The 15,939-nt window shown below is 62.3% G+C and carries 15 protein-coding genes; 5 read left to right on the top strand and 10 right to left on the bottom strand.

All coding sequences use genetic code 11. The features are described 5' to 3' along the window. Positions 1-911 precede the first annotated feature (911 nt). From ACQY47_RS27410 to ACQY47_RS27400, 3 genes are all read right to left on the bottom strand, one after another. A complete protein-coding gene (locus ACQY47_RS27410; protein ID WP_428553573.1) occupies positions 912-2,036 on the bottom strand; it encodes an alkene reductase in 1,125 nt (374 codons plus the stop codon). A 79-nt stretch (positions 2,037-2,115) separates the two neighbouring features. Continuing rightward, positions 2,116-2,793, bottom strand: coding sequence for a type 1 glutamine amidotransferase domain-containing protein (locus ACQY47_RS27405; RefSeq protein ID WP_236462206.1), 678 nt, complete (start codon positions 2,791-2,793; stop codon positions 2,116-2,118). After that, positions 2,790-3,398 (bottom strand): TetR/AcrR family transcriptional regulator, encoded by a 609-nt coding sequence (locus ACQY47_RS27400; RefSeq protein WP_428553569.1) that lies wholly within the window; start codon positions 3,396-3,398, stop codon positions 2,790-2,792. The genes ACQY47_RS27405 and ACQY47_RS27400 overlap by 4 nt, the downstream gene beginning before the upstream one ends. Before the next feature lie 186 nt (positions 3,399-3,584). Here ACQY47_RS27400 and ACQY47_RS27395 point away from each other — a divergent pair, with 186 nt between their 5' ends. Then, positions 3,585-4,529 carry a GlxA family transcriptional regulator gene (locus tag ACQY47_RS27395; protein WP_017134588.1) on the top strand — a complete coding sequence of 315 codons (945 nt, stop codon included), beginning with the start codon at positions 3,585-3,587 and terminating at the stop codon, positions 4,527-4,529. Here the strand turns inward: ACQY47_RS27395 and ACQY47_RS27390 are convergent. Further along, positions 4,507-5,013: a GNAT family N-acetyltransferase gene (locus tag ACQY47_RS27390; RefSeq protein WP_026013489.1), complete on the bottom strand. Its 507-nt coding sequence runs from the start codon at positions 5,011-5,013 to the stop codon at positions 4,507-4,509. The genes ACQY47_RS27395 and ACQY47_RS27390 overlap by 23 nt on opposite strands. Before the next feature lie 178 nt (positions 5,014-5,191). On the opposite strand from ACQY47_RS27390, the gene ACQY47_RS27385 reads away from it, so the two are divergent. After that, positions 5,192-6,064, top strand: a complete 873-nt coding sequence (locus tag ACQY47_RS27385) for an undecaprenyl-diphosphate phosphatase (protein ID WP_428553565.1) — start codon at positions 5,192-5,194, stop codon at positions 6,062-6,064. Here ACQY47_RS27385 and ACQY47_RS27380 read toward each other — a convergent pair. From ACQY47_RS27380 to ACQY47_RS27360, 5 genes are all read right to left on the bottom strand, one after another. Beyond that, positions 6,061-7,023 carry a Dyp-type peroxidase gene (locus tag ACQY47_RS27380; RefSeq protein ID WP_428553562.1) on the bottom strand — a complete coding sequence of 321 codons (963 nt, stop codon included), beginning with the start codon at positions 7,021-7,023 and terminating at the stop codon, positions 6,061-6,063. The genes ACQY47_RS27385 and ACQY47_RS27380 overlap by 4 nt on opposite strands. 50 nt (positions 7,024-7,073) lie before the next feature. Beyond that, positions 7,074-7,892, bottom strand: a complete 819-nt coding sequence (locus tag ACQY47_RS27375) for a sugar phosphate isomerase/epimerase family protein (protein WP_428553559.1) — start codon at positions 7,890-7,892, stop codon at positions 7,074-7,076. A gap of 1 nt (position 7,893) precedes the next feature. Then, positions 7,894-9,093 (bottom strand): NAD(P)/FAD-dependent oxidoreductase, encoded by a 1,200-nt coding sequence (locus ACQY47_RS27370; protein WP_428553556.1) that lies wholly within the window; start codon positions 9,091-9,093, stop codon positions 7,894-7,896. Positions 9,094-9,095: 2 nt separating this feature from the next. Then, complete coding sequence (locus tag ACQY47_RS27365; RefSeq protein WP_017134582.1) at positions 9,096-9,416, bottom strand: MocE family 2Fe-2S type ferredoxin; 321 nt, start codon at positions 9,414-9,416, stop codon at positions 9,096-9,098. A gap of 115 nt (positions 9,417-9,531) precedes the next feature. Further along, a complete protein-coding gene (locus ACQY47_RS27360) occupies positions 9,532-10,617 on the bottom strand; it encodes a fatty acid desaturase family protein (protein WP_428553553.1) in 1,086 nt (361 codons plus the stop codon). Between the two features lie 161 nt (positions 10,618-10,778). Here ACQY47_RS27360 and ACQY47_RS27355 point away from each other — a divergent pair, with 161 nt between their 5' ends. Further along, positions 10,779-11,828 carry a LacI family DNA-binding transcriptional regulator gene (locus ACQY47_RS27355; protein WP_099549164.1) on the top strand — a complete coding sequence of 350 codons (1,050 nt, stop codon included), beginning with the start codon at positions 10,779-10,781 and terminating at the stop codon, positions 11,826-11,828. A 131-nt stretch (positions 11,829-11,959) separates the two neighbouring features. Here ACQY47_RS27355 and ACQY47_RS27350 read toward each other — a convergent pair whose 3' ends face one another. Then, on the bottom strand, positions 11,960-13,942 hold the full coding sequence (locus ACQY47_RS27350) for a sigma-54 interaction domain-containing protein (protein ID WP_428553549.1): 1,983 nt from the start codon (positions 13,940-13,942) through the stop codon (positions 11,960-11,962). 184 nt (positions 13,943-14,126) lie between these two features. Between ACQY47_RS27350 and ACQY47_RS27345 the strand changes: the two genes are divergently transcribed. Both ACQY47_RS27345 and ACQY47_RS27340 read left to right on the top strand, forming a co-directional pair. Next, a complete protein-coding gene (locus tag ACQY47_RS27345; protein ID WP_428553546.1) occupies positions 14,127-15,146 on the top strand; it encodes a Gfo/Idh/MocA family oxidoreductase in 1,020 nt (339 codons plus the stop codon). After that, positions 15,143-15,922: a TIM barrel protein gene (locus tag ACQY47_RS27340; protein ID WP_428553543.1), complete on the top strand. Its 780-nt coding sequence runs from the start codon at positions 15,143-15,145 to the stop codon at positions 15,920-15,922. Before ACQY47_RS27345 ends, ACQY47_RS27340 begins: the two co-directional genes overlap by 4 nt. Positions 15,923-15,939 lie beyond the last annotated feature (17 nt).

Below are 15,939 nucleotides of genomic sequence, written 5' to 3'. Positions count from 1 at the left end.
TCTATCAGCAGGGCCATCGCGTCGAACGCAGATTTCGCTAGCGACAAAGATCCAATGTGGGAGCTGTCGAGCCCCGGCGAGGCTGCGAAGGCGGCGCCACAGGCGACCTATTAGTTGCCTGACCCACCGCTTTCGCAGCCTCGCTAAAGCTCGACAGCTCCCACAGTAGATCGGCTTTGTTGCTTAACTCTCAGTCAGCAGGGCCATCGCGTCGAACGCAGATTTCGCTAGCGACAAAGATCCAGTGTGGGAGCTGTCGAGCCCCGGCGAGGCTGCGAAGGCGGCGCCACAGGCGACATATTAGTTGCTTGACCCACCGCTTTCGCAGCCTCGCTAAAGCTCGACAGCTCCCACAGTAGATCGGCTTTGTTGCTTAACTCTCAGTCAGCAGGGCCATCGCGTCGAACGCAGATTTCGCTAGCGACAAAGATCCAATATGGGAGCTGTCGAGCCCCGGCGAGGCTGCGAAGGCGGCGCCACAGGCAACATACAAGTTGCCTGAACCACCGCTTTCGCAGCCTCGCTAAAGCTCGACAGCTCCCACAGTAGATCGGTTTTATTGCTTAGCTCTCTGTCAGCAGGGCTATCGAGTCGAACGCAGATTTCGCTAGCGACAAAGATCCAATGTGGGAGCTGTCGAGCCCCAGCGAGGCTGCGAAGGCGGCGGCACGGGCGACATATAAGTTGCCTGACCCACCGCTTTCGCAGCCTCGCTAAAGCTCGACAGCTCCCACAGTAGATCGGCTTTGTTGCTTAGCTCTCTATCAGCAGGGCCATCGCGTCGAACGCAGATTTCGCTAGCGACAAAGATCCAATGTGGGAGCTGTCGAGCTTTAGCGAGGCTGCGAAGGCGACGGCACAGGCGAAACATTAACCACCTGAACCACCGCCATCGCAGCGGCTTGGCGCACTTACCCGGCATACACCGGGTAATCGGTATAGCCCTGCTCAGAGCCGCCATACATGCCCTCAGCCCGCAGCGGGTTCAATGGCCAGCCGTTGAAAAGCCGCTGTGGCAAGTCCGGGTTGGCGATGAACGGGCGACCGAATGCGATCAGGTCTGCCAGCCCCGCCTCCAGCAGCTTTGCACCGCGCTCAGCGGTGTAGCGCCCGGCGTAGATGATGCGCCCGCTGAAGGTGTTGCGCACCGCCTGGCGGAAGGTTTCCGGCAGGTCAGGCGCGTTGTCCCAGTCGGCTTCGGCGATGGACACATAGGCAATGCCGGACGCCTCCAGCACCTTGATCGCCTCGATATAGGTGTGATGTGGGTCTTCCTCCACCAGGCCGATATACACGCGGTCCTGATCAGTGCCGCTGAACAACGGCGAAAAACGCACGCCAAGACGCTCCGGCCCAACCACGGCCGTCACTGCTTCAACGATCTCGCGCAAAAAGCGCAGGCGATTGTGCAACGAGCCGCCGTATTCGTCGTCGCGCTGGTTGGCATGGGCAGAGATGAACTGGTTGACCAGGTAACCATTGGCAGCATGGATTTCCACGCCGTCAAAACCGGCGTCCAAGGCATTGCGCGCAGCCTGTGCGTAATGCCCAACCAACTCCTCAATCTCCAGCACGCTCAATGCGCGCGGCACGGGCGGCTGTTTCAATTCACCGACGCCAGGGCCGGTTTCGATGAAAGCTTTTGCCTGCTCAGCCGGCAACGCCGAGGGCGCGACCGGTGCCAACCCTTCTGGCTGCAGGGCGTTATGGGACACACGGCCAACATGCCAGAGCTGGGCGAAAATCACCCCGCCATCGGCATGCACCGCCTCGGTGACTTTGCGCCAGCCGTCGATCTGCGCGGGCGTGTAGATACCCGGCGTCCACGCATAGCCCTGGCCCCGAGGTTCGATCTGTGTGCCTTCACTGACCATGAACCCGGCGCTGGCGCGCTGGCGGTAATACTCGGCCATCAGGTCGGTGGCGATATCACCCGGTTGCGCACTGCGTTGACGGGTCAAGGGCGGCAGCACAACCCGGTTATTGAGGCTGTGATGCCCCAGCTTTACCGGGGTATTTAAAACACGCATGGTCATGAGTAAAAGTCCAAATTCAGGGCGAACAAAAGCATTGGCGGCTCTTGAGAGCCGCCAATGCCTACAACGGTTAGTTAATTTAAGCGGTGAGTTTCAGCAGGGCCTTGGCCACATCGCTGGAGCTGGCAGGGTTCTGCCCGGTCACCAGCAAACCATCTTCAAGCACAAAGGATTGCCAGTCGGCGCCCTTCTCATACAGGCCACCGAGCGCCTTGAAATCATCTTCAATCAAAAACGGCACCACATCGGTCAGGCCCACGGCGGCTTCTTCGGAATTGGAGAAGCCCGTCACACGACGGCCCTTCACCAACGGCTCGCCGTTGACCGCCTTCACGTGACGCAGCGCGCCCGGCGCATGGCAGACAAACCCGATCGGCTTGCCGGCGCGCTCAAAGGCTTCGATCAGCGCGATCGACGCTTGCGATTCGGCCAGGTCCCACAATGGCCCATGACCACCTGGGTAAAACACCGTGTCGAAGTCGGCAGCATTCACCGAGTCCAGCTTGACCGTGTTGGCCAGAGCCTGCTGCGCGGCCGAATCGGCGGCAAAACGGCGTGTATCGTCGGTTTGCGCATCCGGCTGATCACTGACCGGGTCCAGCGGTGGCTGGCCACCGGCCGGCGATGCCAGCACCAGTTCGGCACCGGCGTCCTTGAAGGTGTAATACGGAGCGGCAAATTCTTCGAGCCAGAAGCCGGTTTTACGACCGGTGTCGCCCAGTTGGTCGTGAGAGGTCAGTACCATTAATACTTTCATTTTCCAGTGCCTCGATCGATGGGTTGCAGTAGGTGTTGAGTCAGTAACAGCGCCTCATCAAACGGCGCGGAGGTTCGGGTGATCTTGCTCATGACGCTGGTCCCCAGCCACAACGCATACAGGCGCCGGGCCAGGCTTTCGGGGTGTGACTGTGCCGGCAGCGAGCCGTCTTCAACGCCGTGCTGCAAGGCCTGGGCAAGCAATTCAATGGTGCGTGCAGTGCCGCGCTGCAGGGCCAGACGCATCGGCTCTGAAAGGTCTGACACCTCGGCACCGAGTTTGACGGCAAGGCATTTGCCCGTGTCGGTGCAGCTGGTCTGGTTGTCGACCCAGGAGTGCCAATAGCGCATCAACTTGGCAAAACCGGACAGCCCAGGCTGATTGAACAACTGCTGCATGCCGTTGACGTAGTGGTCAAAGTAGCTGTCGAGCAAGACCACGCCGAAGGCATCTTTGGAGTTGAAGTAGTGATAGAACGAGCCTTTGGGCACCTCGGCGGCTTGCAGTATTTCGTTCAAGCCCACCGCAGAAAAGCCCTTGCGGCCGACAATCACTTGCGCCGTGTCCAGAATGACCTGCCGAGTACTTTTAGCTACGTTGTTCATCACGATTCCCGTCCGATTAGACCAGTCGTCTAGTTCGTTGAGGGGATGTTAGGCGCCACGCAAACCTTCAACAATGTCAGATGCGCAAGGATTCCGGACATGCCACAAAGCCGGTTGCCGTTTACCCGGCACGCGCCGACAATCACCCCTCCCGAGCCCTTGGCCCGCGTTTTTTGGAGAACAATGATGCACAGCGTTGCGCTGATGGTTTACCCGAACTTTCAATCCCTGAGCCTTAGCCTGGGCTCGGTATTTGAATGCGCGAACCTGCTGCGCGGCGAACCGGCCTATGAGTTTCACTTGGTGTCCGAAAGCGGCGGTGCCGTGATGACCTCCCAAGGCTTTTCGGTGAACACCACGCCGATCCGCGCGCAGGGTTATGACACGCTGATCGTCAGCGGCTATCTGGAATTTCGCTTGCCGGAAGCCAACCTGCTCGAACTGGTCAAGGCCGCCTCCGCCCAATCACGGCGCGTAGCCTCGTTGTGCATGGGCATCTTCGTGTTGGCCGAAGCCGGCTTGCTCGAGGGCAAGCGCACCACCACCCACTGGATCCACGCGCCCGCCTTTCGCAAGCGCTACCCGCACATCCAGCTTGAGGAAGACAAACTGTTCGTGGTCGACGGCCAGATCTGGACCGGCGCCGGCATGAGTGCCGGCGTCGACCTGGCACTGGCCATGGTCGAGGCTGACCTGGGCAGCGACCTGGCCCGGCGCATCGCCCGCAAACTGGTGATCGCCCAACGCCGCGGCAGTGAGCAGTCGCAATTGTCAGCCCTGCTGGAACTGGACCCCAAATCCGACCGCGTGCAGCTGGCCCTGGCCTATGCCCGCGAAAACCTGACCCACGACCTCTCGGTCGAAGCCCTGGCCGAGGTTGCCCGCCTGAGCCCGCGCCAGTTCAGCCGGGTGTTTCGCGAAGAAACCGGGCAAACACCGGCCAAGGCCATCGAATCACTGCGCGTGGAAGCGGCCCGGGCAATGATGGAAACCAGCCGTCACCCGGTCGAAGTGGTGGCCCGTGAAACCGGCTTTGGTGACCGCGAACGCATGCGCCAGGCGTTTCTGCGTGCCTTCGGGCAGCCGCCACAGGCCATGCAACAGGCCTTTAATGCAGGACCGCTCGCGTAATCAGGTAACTCACCAACTGCGGGTCATCCTCAAGCTCCAGGGTCTGCACCGGGCGCGGCAAATCATCCAGCACCGCACGCCAAAACGCCTGGGACACTTCATCCTGGTCATAGAAACGCACCAGCCAATCGGCCTGGCCGCTGCTCAACACCTGGGTGGCGATGGCACGGCCAATGCCTTTGCGGCGGTAGCGCTTGAGAATGAACAGGTCGGCCAGTTCCAGGGCGTCGATGCCTGGCAGTTCGCTGCCTTCAATCAGCAGGAAGCCGGCGATATAACCGTCCACCAGCAGCAGGTTGGCGCTCCATTGCGGGTCGTGCCAGTAACGGGTCAGGTGCTCATCGTGGATGTAAAAGCGGCCATCCGCCTCGACATCTTCCTGTTCCCAGTCCGAGGACTCATAGGCGTAATACTGGTAAAGGTTGCGGATCAGCTCGGACTCTTCGGGGCCAGTCTGGATCAGTTCAACGGTGGTTTCAGGCATGGGGCTCTCGGTGACAAAACGCAGGGCGCCATTGTTCACAAAACACGCGCGCAGGCCAATACATTGCATAACCTTTCTGTTTGCTGAACCGATTGCGGATTTGCCCCGCCCAGCCCAAAATCCTGAAACATTTAGAATAAACTTCGTCAGCTTCGATCTTTTCTCAAGGACCTTTATTTTGACCAACGTCTGTTCCGCCGGCCTGGATGTGGGCTTTGCCTCCCTGGATTACCTGCAGATTTTCATCCTGGGTGTGATCCAGGGCATTACCGAGCTGCTGCCGGTGTCGTCCACCGCCCACATGCGTGTGGTGCCCGCCCTGCTCGGCTGGCAAGACCCCGGCTCGGCGTTTTCGGCGGCGATGCAGTTGGCGGCGCTGGCGGCGGTGGTCAGTTATTTCTGGCGCGATGTGCGCCAGGTCACCACGGGCAGCATCGGTGCGGTACGCCGGGGCGACTACAACGACCCGTGGTTCAAGCTGGCGGTGGCGATTGTGCTGGCGACCATCCCCATCGGCATTGCCGGCCTGGCCTTGTCCTCGAAACTCAACAGCTGCAACTCGCCGTTGCGCGGCCTGATGGTGATCGGGATTTCCTGTGTGGTGATGGCGGTACTGCTGGCGGTGGCCGAAGTGCGTGCACGCCACACCCGGGACATGGGCCAGATGCGCCTGCGCGATGCACTGATTGTCGGGGTTGCGCAAATTGGCGCGCTGATTCCCGGCGTATCGCGCTCGGGTTCGACGCTGACCGCTGCGCTGTTCCTCAACTTCAAGCGTGAGGAAGCGGCGCGTTTTTCATTCCTGCTGGGCCTGCCCGCCATCGCGCTGGCCGGTTTGAAAGAGCTGTGGGTGCTGCTGCACGCCGACATGCCCGCCCACGCCTGGCCGCATTTGCTCTTCGGCCTGGTGGTGGCAAGTATCTCGGCGTTCTTCGCGATCTGGGGCCTGATGAAGTTCCTGGAGCGGTTCTCCACCTGGCCGTTTGTGATTTATCGCGCGCTGCTGGGAGTCTTCTTGATTGTGGCGGTCAGCACCGGGTTGCTCAGTTAAGCCCCCGGTTGACGGTCGGCCAGCTCTTCAAGCAAATCGGCCGAAGGCACAAAAAACAGGCCGCCGGTCACGGCGGTACTGAAGTCCAGCAAGCGGTCGTAGTTGCCGACCGGGCGGCCGACGAACATGTTTTCCAGCATCAACTCCAGGGGCTGCGGCGAGCGCGCGTAGCCGATAAAGTAGGTGCCGAACTCGCCGGCGCCTGGGCGGCCAAAGGGCATGTTGTCGCGCAGGATTTTCACTTCTTCGCCGTTTTCGTCGGTGATCACGGTCAGGGCGCTGTGGGAGTTGCTCGGCTTGGTCTCTTCATCCAGTTCGATGTCGGCCAGTTTGGTACGCCCGATCACTTTCTCCTGGGCTTCCACCGTCAGCTCGTTCCAGGCGCTCATGTTGTGCAGGTACTTCTGCACCAGCACGTAGCTGCCGCCTTCAAATTCCGCGTCTTCATCGCCGACGATGGTAAAGCCGACGGCCTTGCGCCCCACCGGGTTCTCGGTGCCGTCGACAAAACCGATGATGCTGCGCATATCGAAGTAACGGAAACCCTGGACCTCATCCACCACCTTGACGCTGTCGCCCAGGGCCACCATCAACTGCGTGGCCAATTCGAAGCACAGGTCCATCTGCTCGGCGCGGATATGCAGCAGGATATCGCCGGGCGTCGACGGCGCCATGCGCCCTGGCACGCCGAACTCGCGAAACGGGTGCAAGGCCGCCGGGCGTGGCCCGCCGAACAGCCGGCTCCAGGCATCCGAGCCGAACCCGCAGACGCAGGTCAGGTTGCCCGCCGGCACGCGCTTGCCCACCGAACGCACCAGCCCGGCGATACCGCCGCACCAGGCGCGCACCTGGTCTTCACTGCCGGGAGCGACGGTTGCAACCATGAAGATCGCGCTGCTGGTGATGGGATGGCAGACGGACTGCGGCTCAAGAGGTGGCTGAACAGGGCAAGTCTTCATGATGAAAGTCCACAGGCTAAGGGCGGTTTTAACCCGCGCAGATTAGCAGATCATCGCTGGCAGCTCTCCCACACCTGGCGAATCAGGGTTTTCAGCTTCAGTGCCTCGGCCCAGCGGTCGCTGATTTCACCGCCGTTTGCATCCGTGATTGCATAGGGCGGCGGGCCCAGCTCACAGGTGAACGACAGGCTATTGGGCGCATCGGGCCGGGCCAGCCAGTCTTCAATCCCGTAGCGCCACCAACCGGTAAAGCGTTCTACCCAGGCCTGGTGTTGGGGGAAATCCACAGAGACCTGCACCTGTTCACTGCTGGCCACTCGCCCGTGAAAGCCCCAGCTGTGGCGCAATATCGTGCGTATCTGCTCGTCGTCCTCGAACGCGCCCGGTTCCGGTAACTCCCGGCCGACGACGTAATGGGACAGGTCGGCGAGCAGTTTCAGGTCGGGCATCTGTGCGAGCAGGTCGAGGGTAAACAGCAGGTCGTTGGTAAGGCGGTAGCGATGGGTTTCCAGCAGGATCGGAAAGTCCACCTGTTCGGCCAGGCGCTGCCAGCCTTCGACCAGCCGGGCCGCCTCGGCCAGCGTGCGCGGGCGCACATCGGCCTGCAGGGTGAGGTGGTGGCAGCCGTAGCGGCTGATCACATCCAGCGCGGCGGCCAGGTCATCCACCGATTGCGGGAACAGTTGGCCTTCGATCTGCAAGCTCCTGGCGCTGGCGGCAGCGTGCAGGCGCGCGACCTCGGCGGGTTTCCAGTAATGATCGGTGATACCGTCGAAGCCGGCGGCGGCGATGCGATCGAGCTGGGCTTCCAGCGGCCCCGGTTCGGTCTGCATGGCCCAGAGGGATTGGAACACCAGCAATTGGCGCATATCAGCCTCGCAGCAAATGTTTAAGGGAAACGTCCGGGTTGGCCAGGTCGGCCGTATTGAGTGCAATGCGCGCGCTGATCAAGCGTTCGCACAGCTTGATGTCCTTGGCCACGCCATTGCCGAGCGCCCAGCCGCAAGCGCCTTGCAAATGCCCGTCGGTATCCAGGTGGAACAACAGCAAACCACCGCCCGGCAGTGCGCGGCTGACCGTCAGCGGGGTCATCACGCCAACGGTCTGCAAGCCCCAGTCGTACTGGTCGGACCAGAAACCCGGCAGCGCCTCGAACGGCAACTCCCGGCCCAGCATATTCAGGGCGGCGTGACGGCCTTGGGCTTCGGCATTGCGCCAGGTTTCCTGGCGTTGATACAGGCCTCCCAGGCGAAACTCACACACATCGCCCGCCGCATAAATGTTCGGCGCACTGGTGCGCAGTTGCGCATCGACGCGAATGCCCTGCCCCACTTCCAGCCCCGCTGCTGCAGCCAGTTCGAGATTGGGTTGCATGCCAATGCCGACCACCACCCGATCACACGGCAAGCGCTGCCCATCGACCAGTTGCACCGCGTCGGCGTCGATGGATTCGAGTGCCACATTCAAGCGCACCTCAACGCCTTGCTGGCGGTGCAAATCCAGCAGCGCTTCGCTGATCACCGGCGGCAGCACCCGGCCCGCCAAGCGTGGGCCAGCTTCGAGCACCGTCACCTGGCAGCCCAGGCCGCGCGCGGTCGCCGCCACTTCCAGGCCGATAAAACCACCGCCGACCACCACCAGCCGCGTGCCGGGGCGCAAGGCGTCGCGCAGGGCCAGCGCCTCATCATGGGTGCGCAGGTAAAGCACGCTCGCCTGCTCCACAGGCCAGCGTCGCGCCCGGCCGCCGGTGGCCAGCAGCAAACCGGCAAAGTCCAGCCATTGGCCGTCAGCCAGTTGCAGCCGGTGCTGGTGCGGCTCCAGGCGCGTAACCGGGTTGCCGGCGATATGTTCGATGCCCAGCGCGGCCATGCGCTGGCCGTCACACAGGCTGCAACCCGCCAGGTCCGTGCTGCCTTGCAGCAAGCCCTTGGATAATGGCGGGCGCTCGTAGGGCAAGTGCGGTTCATCGCCGATCAGGATCAGGCGCCCGGTGTAGCCTTCTTCGCGCAAGGTCAGCGCCGCACGGCCACCGGCATGGCCGGCGCCGACGATGATCAAGGGTGCGTTCATGCTCACGCCGTCACGGCGAGCAGAACCCGCCCCGCTTCGACCCGCACCGGGTAGGTTTTGAGGTTGACGCACACCGGCGCGCCGAGGGCTTTGCCGGAGCGGTAATCGAAGCGCCCGTTGTGTTTGGGGCACTCGATCACGTGGTCCATCACCAGGCCGTCGGCCAAGTGGATTTTCTCGTGGGTGCACAGGCCGGCAGTGGCAAAAAATTCATTCTCGGCCGAGCGGTACACCGCGTAGGTGTGCGGCCCATGGTCGAAGCGCAGCACGTCTTCTTCGTCTATTTCGCCCACGGCGCAGACGTCGATCCATTGATCGTTCATGGCGTTGTTCTCTCTATGCATGGCCTTCCTTGTGGCGAGCGAGCCTGCTCGCGCCGGGCTGCGAAGCGGCCCCAAGGTCGGCAGTCGAGTATTGTCTGAAAGAATGCGGTGGTTTTTATTGGGGCTGCTGCGCAGCCCAGCGCGAGCAAGCTCGCTCGCCACTGTGAGTGGCGCGCTGCACGAAGTAGGTCGGATCGCTGCGCTGCTTCCAGATCGTCGGCAGGATTTCCTTGTACGCCTCAAGAATATTCGCGTACGGCGGCGGGCAGTCGCTGCGGATCTCTTCGTGCAGTTGCGCCAAGGCGTGGTACGGCACCATCGGGTACATGTGGTGTTCGAGGTGGTAGTTCATGTCCATGTAGATAAAGCGCAACACGCGATTCATGTAGATGGTGCGGCAGTTGCTGCGATGGTCCAGCACATCCTCGGCCAGGCCCACATGCTGGGTGAGGCCGAACAGGTAGCCGAGCCAGGCGCCATACAGGCTCGGCAGGCCGACCAGTATCAGTGGCAGCCAGCTGTGCAGGTACAACGCGGTGCCGATCACCAGCGCATAAATGCCGACCCAGATCCGCGCAGCGCGGAACACCTTGGGCCATTCAGACTCGGGGATGAAGTCCTGTTCCTGGGCGCTCATCTTGCCGATCGCATGGCGCGCCACGCCGCTGAAGGTTTTCCAGGCCAGGGGCAGGTTGAACAGGCTCAGCCCCATCATCAACAGGCTTGGCGGGCGCGGCTCGACGATCTCCGGGTCACGCCCCACCACGATGGTGTCGGTGTGGTGCCGCGCATGGCTCCAGCGCCACACATGCGGCTCGAAAATGCACATGAAACTTGCCACCTGGTACAGCCCATCATTCATCCAGCGGGTCTTGAAAGCGGTGCCGTGGCCGGTCTCATGCCAACGCGGGTTGGACGCCGTGCCGTAGAGCACGCCGTAAGCCATAAAGAACGGCACGCACGCCCACGAGCCCCAGAACCAGTAGCCGCCAAACCCCGTGACCAGCAACGCCGACACCCACAGGGCTGTGTCGAGCAACGCCGGGCCGTCGCGGCGCTGCATCAGTTCTTTCATGCGTTTACGCGAGATCGGCGATTGATACCAACTGGCCGAGACCAGTCCCTTTTCAGCGGCGCGGGCAGCTTCAGGGCCGGTGAGGCTGTAGTCGCGCCGGGCGCGGTGAGGCGTGTGTTCAGGCATTGTTATTGTTCTCCGCAAGCGTTGGGTAACAGGTGCTTTGCGAACCAACCATAGAGCGCGGATAAATCCGCCTCAAGGCCTTGAATCCATTCCCTATCAAGCTATCATCCAGGCCCAGCGAGGCTTGATAGTTTTCTATCAAGACGCTTGAGAGGCCTGTCATGAATAATAATAAACGCCCGACCATCGCCACTGTCGCCGCCCAGGCAGGCTTGAGTGTGGCCACCGTCGACCGCGTACTCAACGCCCGTGCGCCGGTGAATCCGCAGACCGCCGAGCAGGTGTTCCAGGCCGCCGAAGCCGTGGGTTATTTTGCCGCACGGCTGATCGGCCAACGCATTCGTGAGCGGCGCCCCACCTACCGTTTCGGCATCCTGCTGCTGGGCACCGCCCAAGCGTTTTACGCCAACCTGGCGCAGTCGATCAGCACGGCCGCGCAGCAGCACGCTACAGCCAACCTGACCTGCCAGTTCGACTACATTCTCGACCGCACGCCCAGTGCCATCGCTACGCAAATCGAGCAACTGGCGGTGCAATGCGACGCGCTCGCCGTCGTCAGCTTCGCCCACCCGTTGATCAACGCCACACTGGCGCAGGTTCGCGAAGCCGGCGTTCCGGTGGTCGCGTTACTGTCGGATATCCACGAACAAGCCTTGGAGCCGTATGTGGGCCAGGATAACCACGTGGTCGGGCGCACCATGGGCTGGCTGCTGGCGCGCACCTGCGGCGCACGCAAAGGCAGCGTCGGCATCCTGTTGGGCGGCCATCGTTTTCTCGGCCACCAGGCGCGGGTTGAAGGCTTGCACAGTTACCTCGCCGAGCATGCGCCGGGGCTCAAGCCGCTGGAGCCGCTGATCAACCTGGACAACAGCGACATCACTGAAGAAGCCACCCTCGACCTGCTCACCCGCCACACCGACCTGCGCGGGCTATGCGTGGTGGGCGGCGGTGGTGACGGCGTAATCAATGCCCTGGCGCAACTGCCCAAGCGACCGGCGCTGTGCTGCATTTTGCAGGAGTCCACCGCGTTGTCGCGTGAGGCGCTGAGCCGGGGTTTGATTGATGTGGTGATGGACTCACAGCCTCGGCAGACGGCGACCGCGCTGATCGAATTACTGGTGGAGTTGCAGGCCGCCGAGGCCTTCGACCCGCTGCGGCACAGAGTGCATATCCCTCCGCAGATCGTGACCTCGGAGAACCTGTCCAACTGATACACAACGATCAAAAAACTGTGGGAGCTGGCATGCCTGCGATAGCGGTGGGTCAGTTACACATTTATCAACTGACACTGCGCAATCGCAGGCAAGCCAGCTCCCACCTTTGACCGGGTTTGGCTAGAGATTTACGGCACGCGAAAATCCCCGGCGCTCAACCCGAACCGGCTCATCTTGTTGTACAGCCCGCCACGCGACACGTTCAACTGCCGCGCAGCCAGACGGATATTGCCGCCGGCTGCGGTAAGCGCGGCGACGATAGCGTGCCGCTCATGGCTGCTCAGGTCCTGCGCGGGCTGAGGTTCGTAAGGGCGCAAGGCGGCACGCTGCTGGGTTTCAAGTGGCAGATCGGCAGCCTGGATCAACTCACCCATCGCCAGGTTGGTTGCCCGCTCAATGCTGTTTTCCAGCTCACGCACGTTGCCGGGCCAGCCGTAGGCCGAGAGCAACTCCAATGCATCCGGCGAAAAACCCTGAACCGCTTTGCGCATCGAACGGGCGCACCGATTGAGGAAATGCCGCGCCAGCAGCGGGATATCGTCACGGCGCATGCGCAACGGCGGTACGGTCAGGTTCAAGACATTGAGGCGGTAGTAAAGGTCTTCACGAAACGCGCCCTCCGCCACCGCCTGGCTGAGGTTGCGATGGGTGGCGGCGATAATGCGCACATTCACTTGGCGGGAGTTTTTTGCGCCGACGCGGGTAACTTCACCTTCCTGCAATACTCGCAGCAAACTGACCTGGGCGTCGAATGCCATGTCGCCAATCTCATCGAGGAAAATCGTGCCGCCATCGGCCAGTTCAAACTTGCCCGCCGAGCCGCCACGGGCGGAGCCGGTGAATGCGCCCTCGACATGCCCGAACAGTTCGCTTTGCACCAGGTCCCGTGGAATCGCACCGCAATTGACTGCCACAAACGGGCCTTTATGCCGCTCGCTCCCATTGTGAATCGCCTGGGCAAACAGCTCCTTGCCGGTGCCGCTTTCGCCGAGAATCAAGGTGGTGGAATCGCTGCGGCTGGCGATACGCCCCAAGTGCAACGCGTCCTGGATCGCCCGCGAATTACCCTGGATGGTTTCAAAGGTATAGCTGGCCTGGGTACCGATAATGCGCCGGGTAATTTCGCGAATACGCCGGCTTTCGCGCAGCGACACAATCACCCCGCCCTGCTCCAGCGGGCATACCGACACCAGGCACGCCAGTTGGCTGCGGTCGTGCAAGTGGAAGGTGCAGTCAAGGTCACGCACGCCCTCGCCGGCCCGCAGCAACATGGCATCGCTCAGCTCACTGCGGCCCAGGCGCTGGAACGGGCTGCCGAGCAGTTCCAGGCCGACGCGGAATAATTGCCGGGCGTAGCGATTGAGCGCCTTGATGCAGCCGCGCTCATCGAGCACCACCAAGCCTTCGTTGAGCACCTCGAGCACCGTCTGCTGTTCCTCCAGCAGCGCTTGCAACGCCATCTGCCGCGCCACCGCCTCGGCGGCCGCTTGCACGGTGCCCAGGGTGTGGAAGTGAAACCAGCCGGGCTCGGCAGTGAGCGTCAGCATGGCCAGGGTATGGCCCTGGGCATTCTTGATCGGTGCGGCGGCACAATGCATGCGGCGTTCACGCAGGCCACGGCCAAAATTCTCCTCGGCCAGCACGTACACCAGGCGGTCTTCGGCCAGGGCCAGGCCGGTGCAGTTGGTGCCCTGTACCGATTCCAGCAGGCGGCTGCCGATGGGCGTGATATCCAGCCCGCAAAAATACAGAGTGGTGCCTTCAGCGTCGGTGAGGTTGATATGCCCGCGCGGGTTGTAGGCCAGCAAGCCGCGCATGACCTGCGCCGCCGCCGCGATCAGCACGCGGTGGGCCGCCAGGGTGGCCGCCAGCGCGTCGGCGGCGACAAAACGGTATTGGCTGTCATCCGGGCTGATACCCGCCTCGACACTGCGCCGCCATGAATCCCAAATCACCTGCCGAACGTCGGCCGGGCGTTCGACCACGCCCGCCAGACACGCCCGCCATGCCTGTTCCAGCGCGGGAATCGGGCCGTCGTTCAGCGAAGCCGGCCCCAGGGCCGTAAGGTAGTCGAGGTCTTGCACGCTGAAAGCCATGGGAACGGAGGTCATTGCTGCAGTCCATGTTCATGTTTTTGACATGTCAGTATAGGCATGTCATCAGAATGAACACTTTTTGTTTATAGAATTTTATAATCTTTTAAATATCAACAGCTTAAATATTGGCACAGTGCTTGCTCCTACCCCATAGCCGCTGACAAATGTCCTGCGGCCAACAATAAAAAGGGGTCATTGCATGAGTACACAAAACATCCGCCTGGGTTTGATCGGTGCCGGTCGCATGGGCAGTTTCCACGGGCTGACGGCCGCCCGACACCTCCCCGGCGCCTGCCTCGCCGCCATCGCCGACCCCACGGCCGGCCAGGCCGCACGCCTGGCGGCGGAGCTGGGCGTGAACAAGTTCTACACCGACCCACAGCAGTTGCTCGACGACCCGGATATCGATGGTGTTCTTATCGCCGCCCCTGCACGCAGCCACGCCGAACTGGTGATCAGCGCTGCCCGCGCAGGCAAGGGCATCTTCTGCGAAAAACCCATGGCCATCACCCTCGATGAAGCCGACCGCGCCATCGCCGCTGCTGCCGATGCCCGTGTACCGCTGCAAGTCGGTTTCAACCGGCGCTTTGCCAAGAGCTTTCGCACCGCACACCTCGATGTGGCGGCCGGGCGTATTGGTACGCCACAATTGCTGCGTTCGCTGACCCGCGACCCGGCGCTCAACAACCCCGCCAACTCGCCACAGTGGGTGATCTTCCTCGAAACCCTGATCCACGACTTCGACACCCTGCGCTACCTCAACCCGGGAGCCGAGGCGGTGCAGGTCTACGTGATGGCCGATGCGCTGATTGCACCGCAATACAAAAGCAAAGGCTTCCTCGACACCGCCGTGGTCACGATTCGCTTCGACAATGGCGCCATCGCCACCGCCGAAGCCAACTTCCAGGCGGTCTACGGCTACGACGTGCGCGGCGAAGTGTTCGGCAGCGCAGGCATGCTGAGCATGGGCAGCCTCAACGAATCTGACCTGGTGCGCTACCTGGCCCAAGGGATCCAGGCCGACACTCAGCGCATGGACACCGAACTGCTGCGCGACGCCTACATTGCCGAGCTCAACCACTTCGTCGAGTGCCTGCGCACCGGCGCCAAGCCTCTGGCCAGCGGCGAAGACGCACGGGCGGCCCTGGCGATTGCCCGCGCCTGCATCGAGTCGTTCGAAACCGGCAAGGCCGTGGCCGTGCCAGGAGCCGGTCGATGATGCCGTTTAAACTGGCGGTCAGCGCCGAGATGGTGTTTCTCGACCTGCCCTTTATCGAACGCGTAAAGCGCATTCATGCCCTGGGTTTCAGCGCCGAAATCTGGAGCTGGACCCACAAGGACATCGGCGCACTGGCCGCCACCGGCGCCGACTTCACCTCCATGACCGGCTACATCAGCGGCACCCTCACCGACCCCGACGGCATCCGCCAATTGCTCGACAGTGCCCGCGAGTCCCTGGGTGTCGCCGCACGCCTGAACTGCCCCAGCCTCAACCTGCACGGCACCGGCCTGGGTGACGGTGGCCTGCCGGTGCAGCCGGTGGCCCAGACCACCGGGCGCATGTGGCTGAGCGCGTGCAAGACCCTGGAAAAAATCGCGCGCCTGGGCGAAGACGCCGGCCGCGTGTTTCTGCTGGAAAACCTCAACACCGACGTCGACCACCCCGGCGTGCCGTTTGCCCGTGCCGACGACACTCTGGCACTGATCGAAGCCGTCGGCAGCCCGCACCTGAAGATGAACCTGGACCTGTACCACGCGCAAATCGGCGAGGGCAACCTGATCGAACTGATCCAGCGCGCAGGCAGCGCCCTCGGTGAAATCCAGGTGGCCGACGTGCCAGGACGCAAGGAGCCCGGCACCGGCGAGATTCACTACCCGGCCATCGCCAAGGCGCTGCACGCCATCGGCTACAGCGGCGTGGTCGGCCTCGAAGGCTGGGCCAGCGGCGACAGTGAGTTGGCGCTGCAACGTTTTCGCCAAGCCTTCACCCTATAACAATAAAAGGAACCGCC

It is taken from the genome of Pseudomonas edaphica (genome assembly GCF_965277385.1).
GTDB lineage: Bacteria > Pseudomonadota > Gammaproteobacteria > Pseudomonadales > Pseudomonadaceae > Aquipseudomonas > Aquipseudomonas edaphica.
This window is presented reverse-complemented; position numbering and strand designations above follow the sequence as displayed.

Coding starts and splice junctions, on each gene's coding strand:
- ACQY47_RS27370 (WP_428553556.1), bottom strand. CDS start 9,093: ATGAACGCACCCTTGATCATCGTCGGCGCCGGCCATGCCGGTGGCCGT.
- ACQY47_RS27375 (WP_428553559.1), bottom strand. CDS start 7,892: ATGCGCCAATTGCTGGTGTTCCAATCCCTCTGGGCCATGCAGACCGAA.
- ACQY47_RS27365 (WP_017134582.1), bottom strand. CDS start 9,416: ATGAACGATCAATGGATCGACGTCTGCGCCGTGGGCGAAATAGACGAA.
- ACQY47_RS27340 (WP_428553543.1), top strand. CDS start 15,143: ATGATGCCGTTTAAACTGGCGGTCAGCGCCGAGATGGTGTTTCTCGAC.
- ACQY47_RS27410 (WP_428553573.1), bottom strand. CDS start 2,036: ATGACCATGCGTGTTTTAAATACCCCGGTAAAGCTGGGGCATCACAGC.
- ACQY47_RS27405 (WP_236462206.1), bottom strand. CDS start 2,793: ATGAAAGTATTAATGGTACTGACCTCTCACGACCAACTGGGCGACACC.
- ACQY47_RS27345 (WP_428553546.1), top strand. CDS start 14,127: ATGAGTACACAAAACATCCGCCTGGGTTTGATCGGTGCCGGTCGCATG.
- ACQY47_RS27355 (WP_099549164.1), top strand. CDS start 10,779: ATGAATAATAATAAACGCCCGACCATCGCCACTGTCGCCGCCCAGGCA.
- ACQY47_RS27360 (WP_428553553.1), bottom strand. CDS start 10,617: ATGCCTGAACACACGCCTCACCGCGCCCGGCGCGACTACAGCCTCACC.
- ACQY47_RS27390 (WP_026013489.1), bottom strand. CDS start 5,013: ATGCCTGAAACCACCGTTGAACTGATCCAGACTGGCCCCGAAGAGTCC.
- ACQY47_RS27350 (WP_428553549.1), bottom strand. CDS start 13,942: ATGACCTCCGTTCCCATGGCTTTCAGCGTGCAAGACCTCGACTACCTT.
- ACQY47_RS27380 (WP_428553562.1), bottom strand. CDS start 7,023: ATGAAGACTTGCCCTGTTCAGCCACCTCTTGAGCCGCAGTCCGTCTGC.
- ACQY47_RS27395 (WP_017134588.1), top strand. CDS start 3,585: ATGCACAGCGTTGCGCTGATGGTTTACCCGAACTTTCAATCCCTGAGC.
- ACQY47_RS27400 (WP_428553569.1), bottom strand. CDS start 3,398: ATGAACAACGTAGCTAAAAGTACTCGGCAGGTCATTCTGGACACGGCG.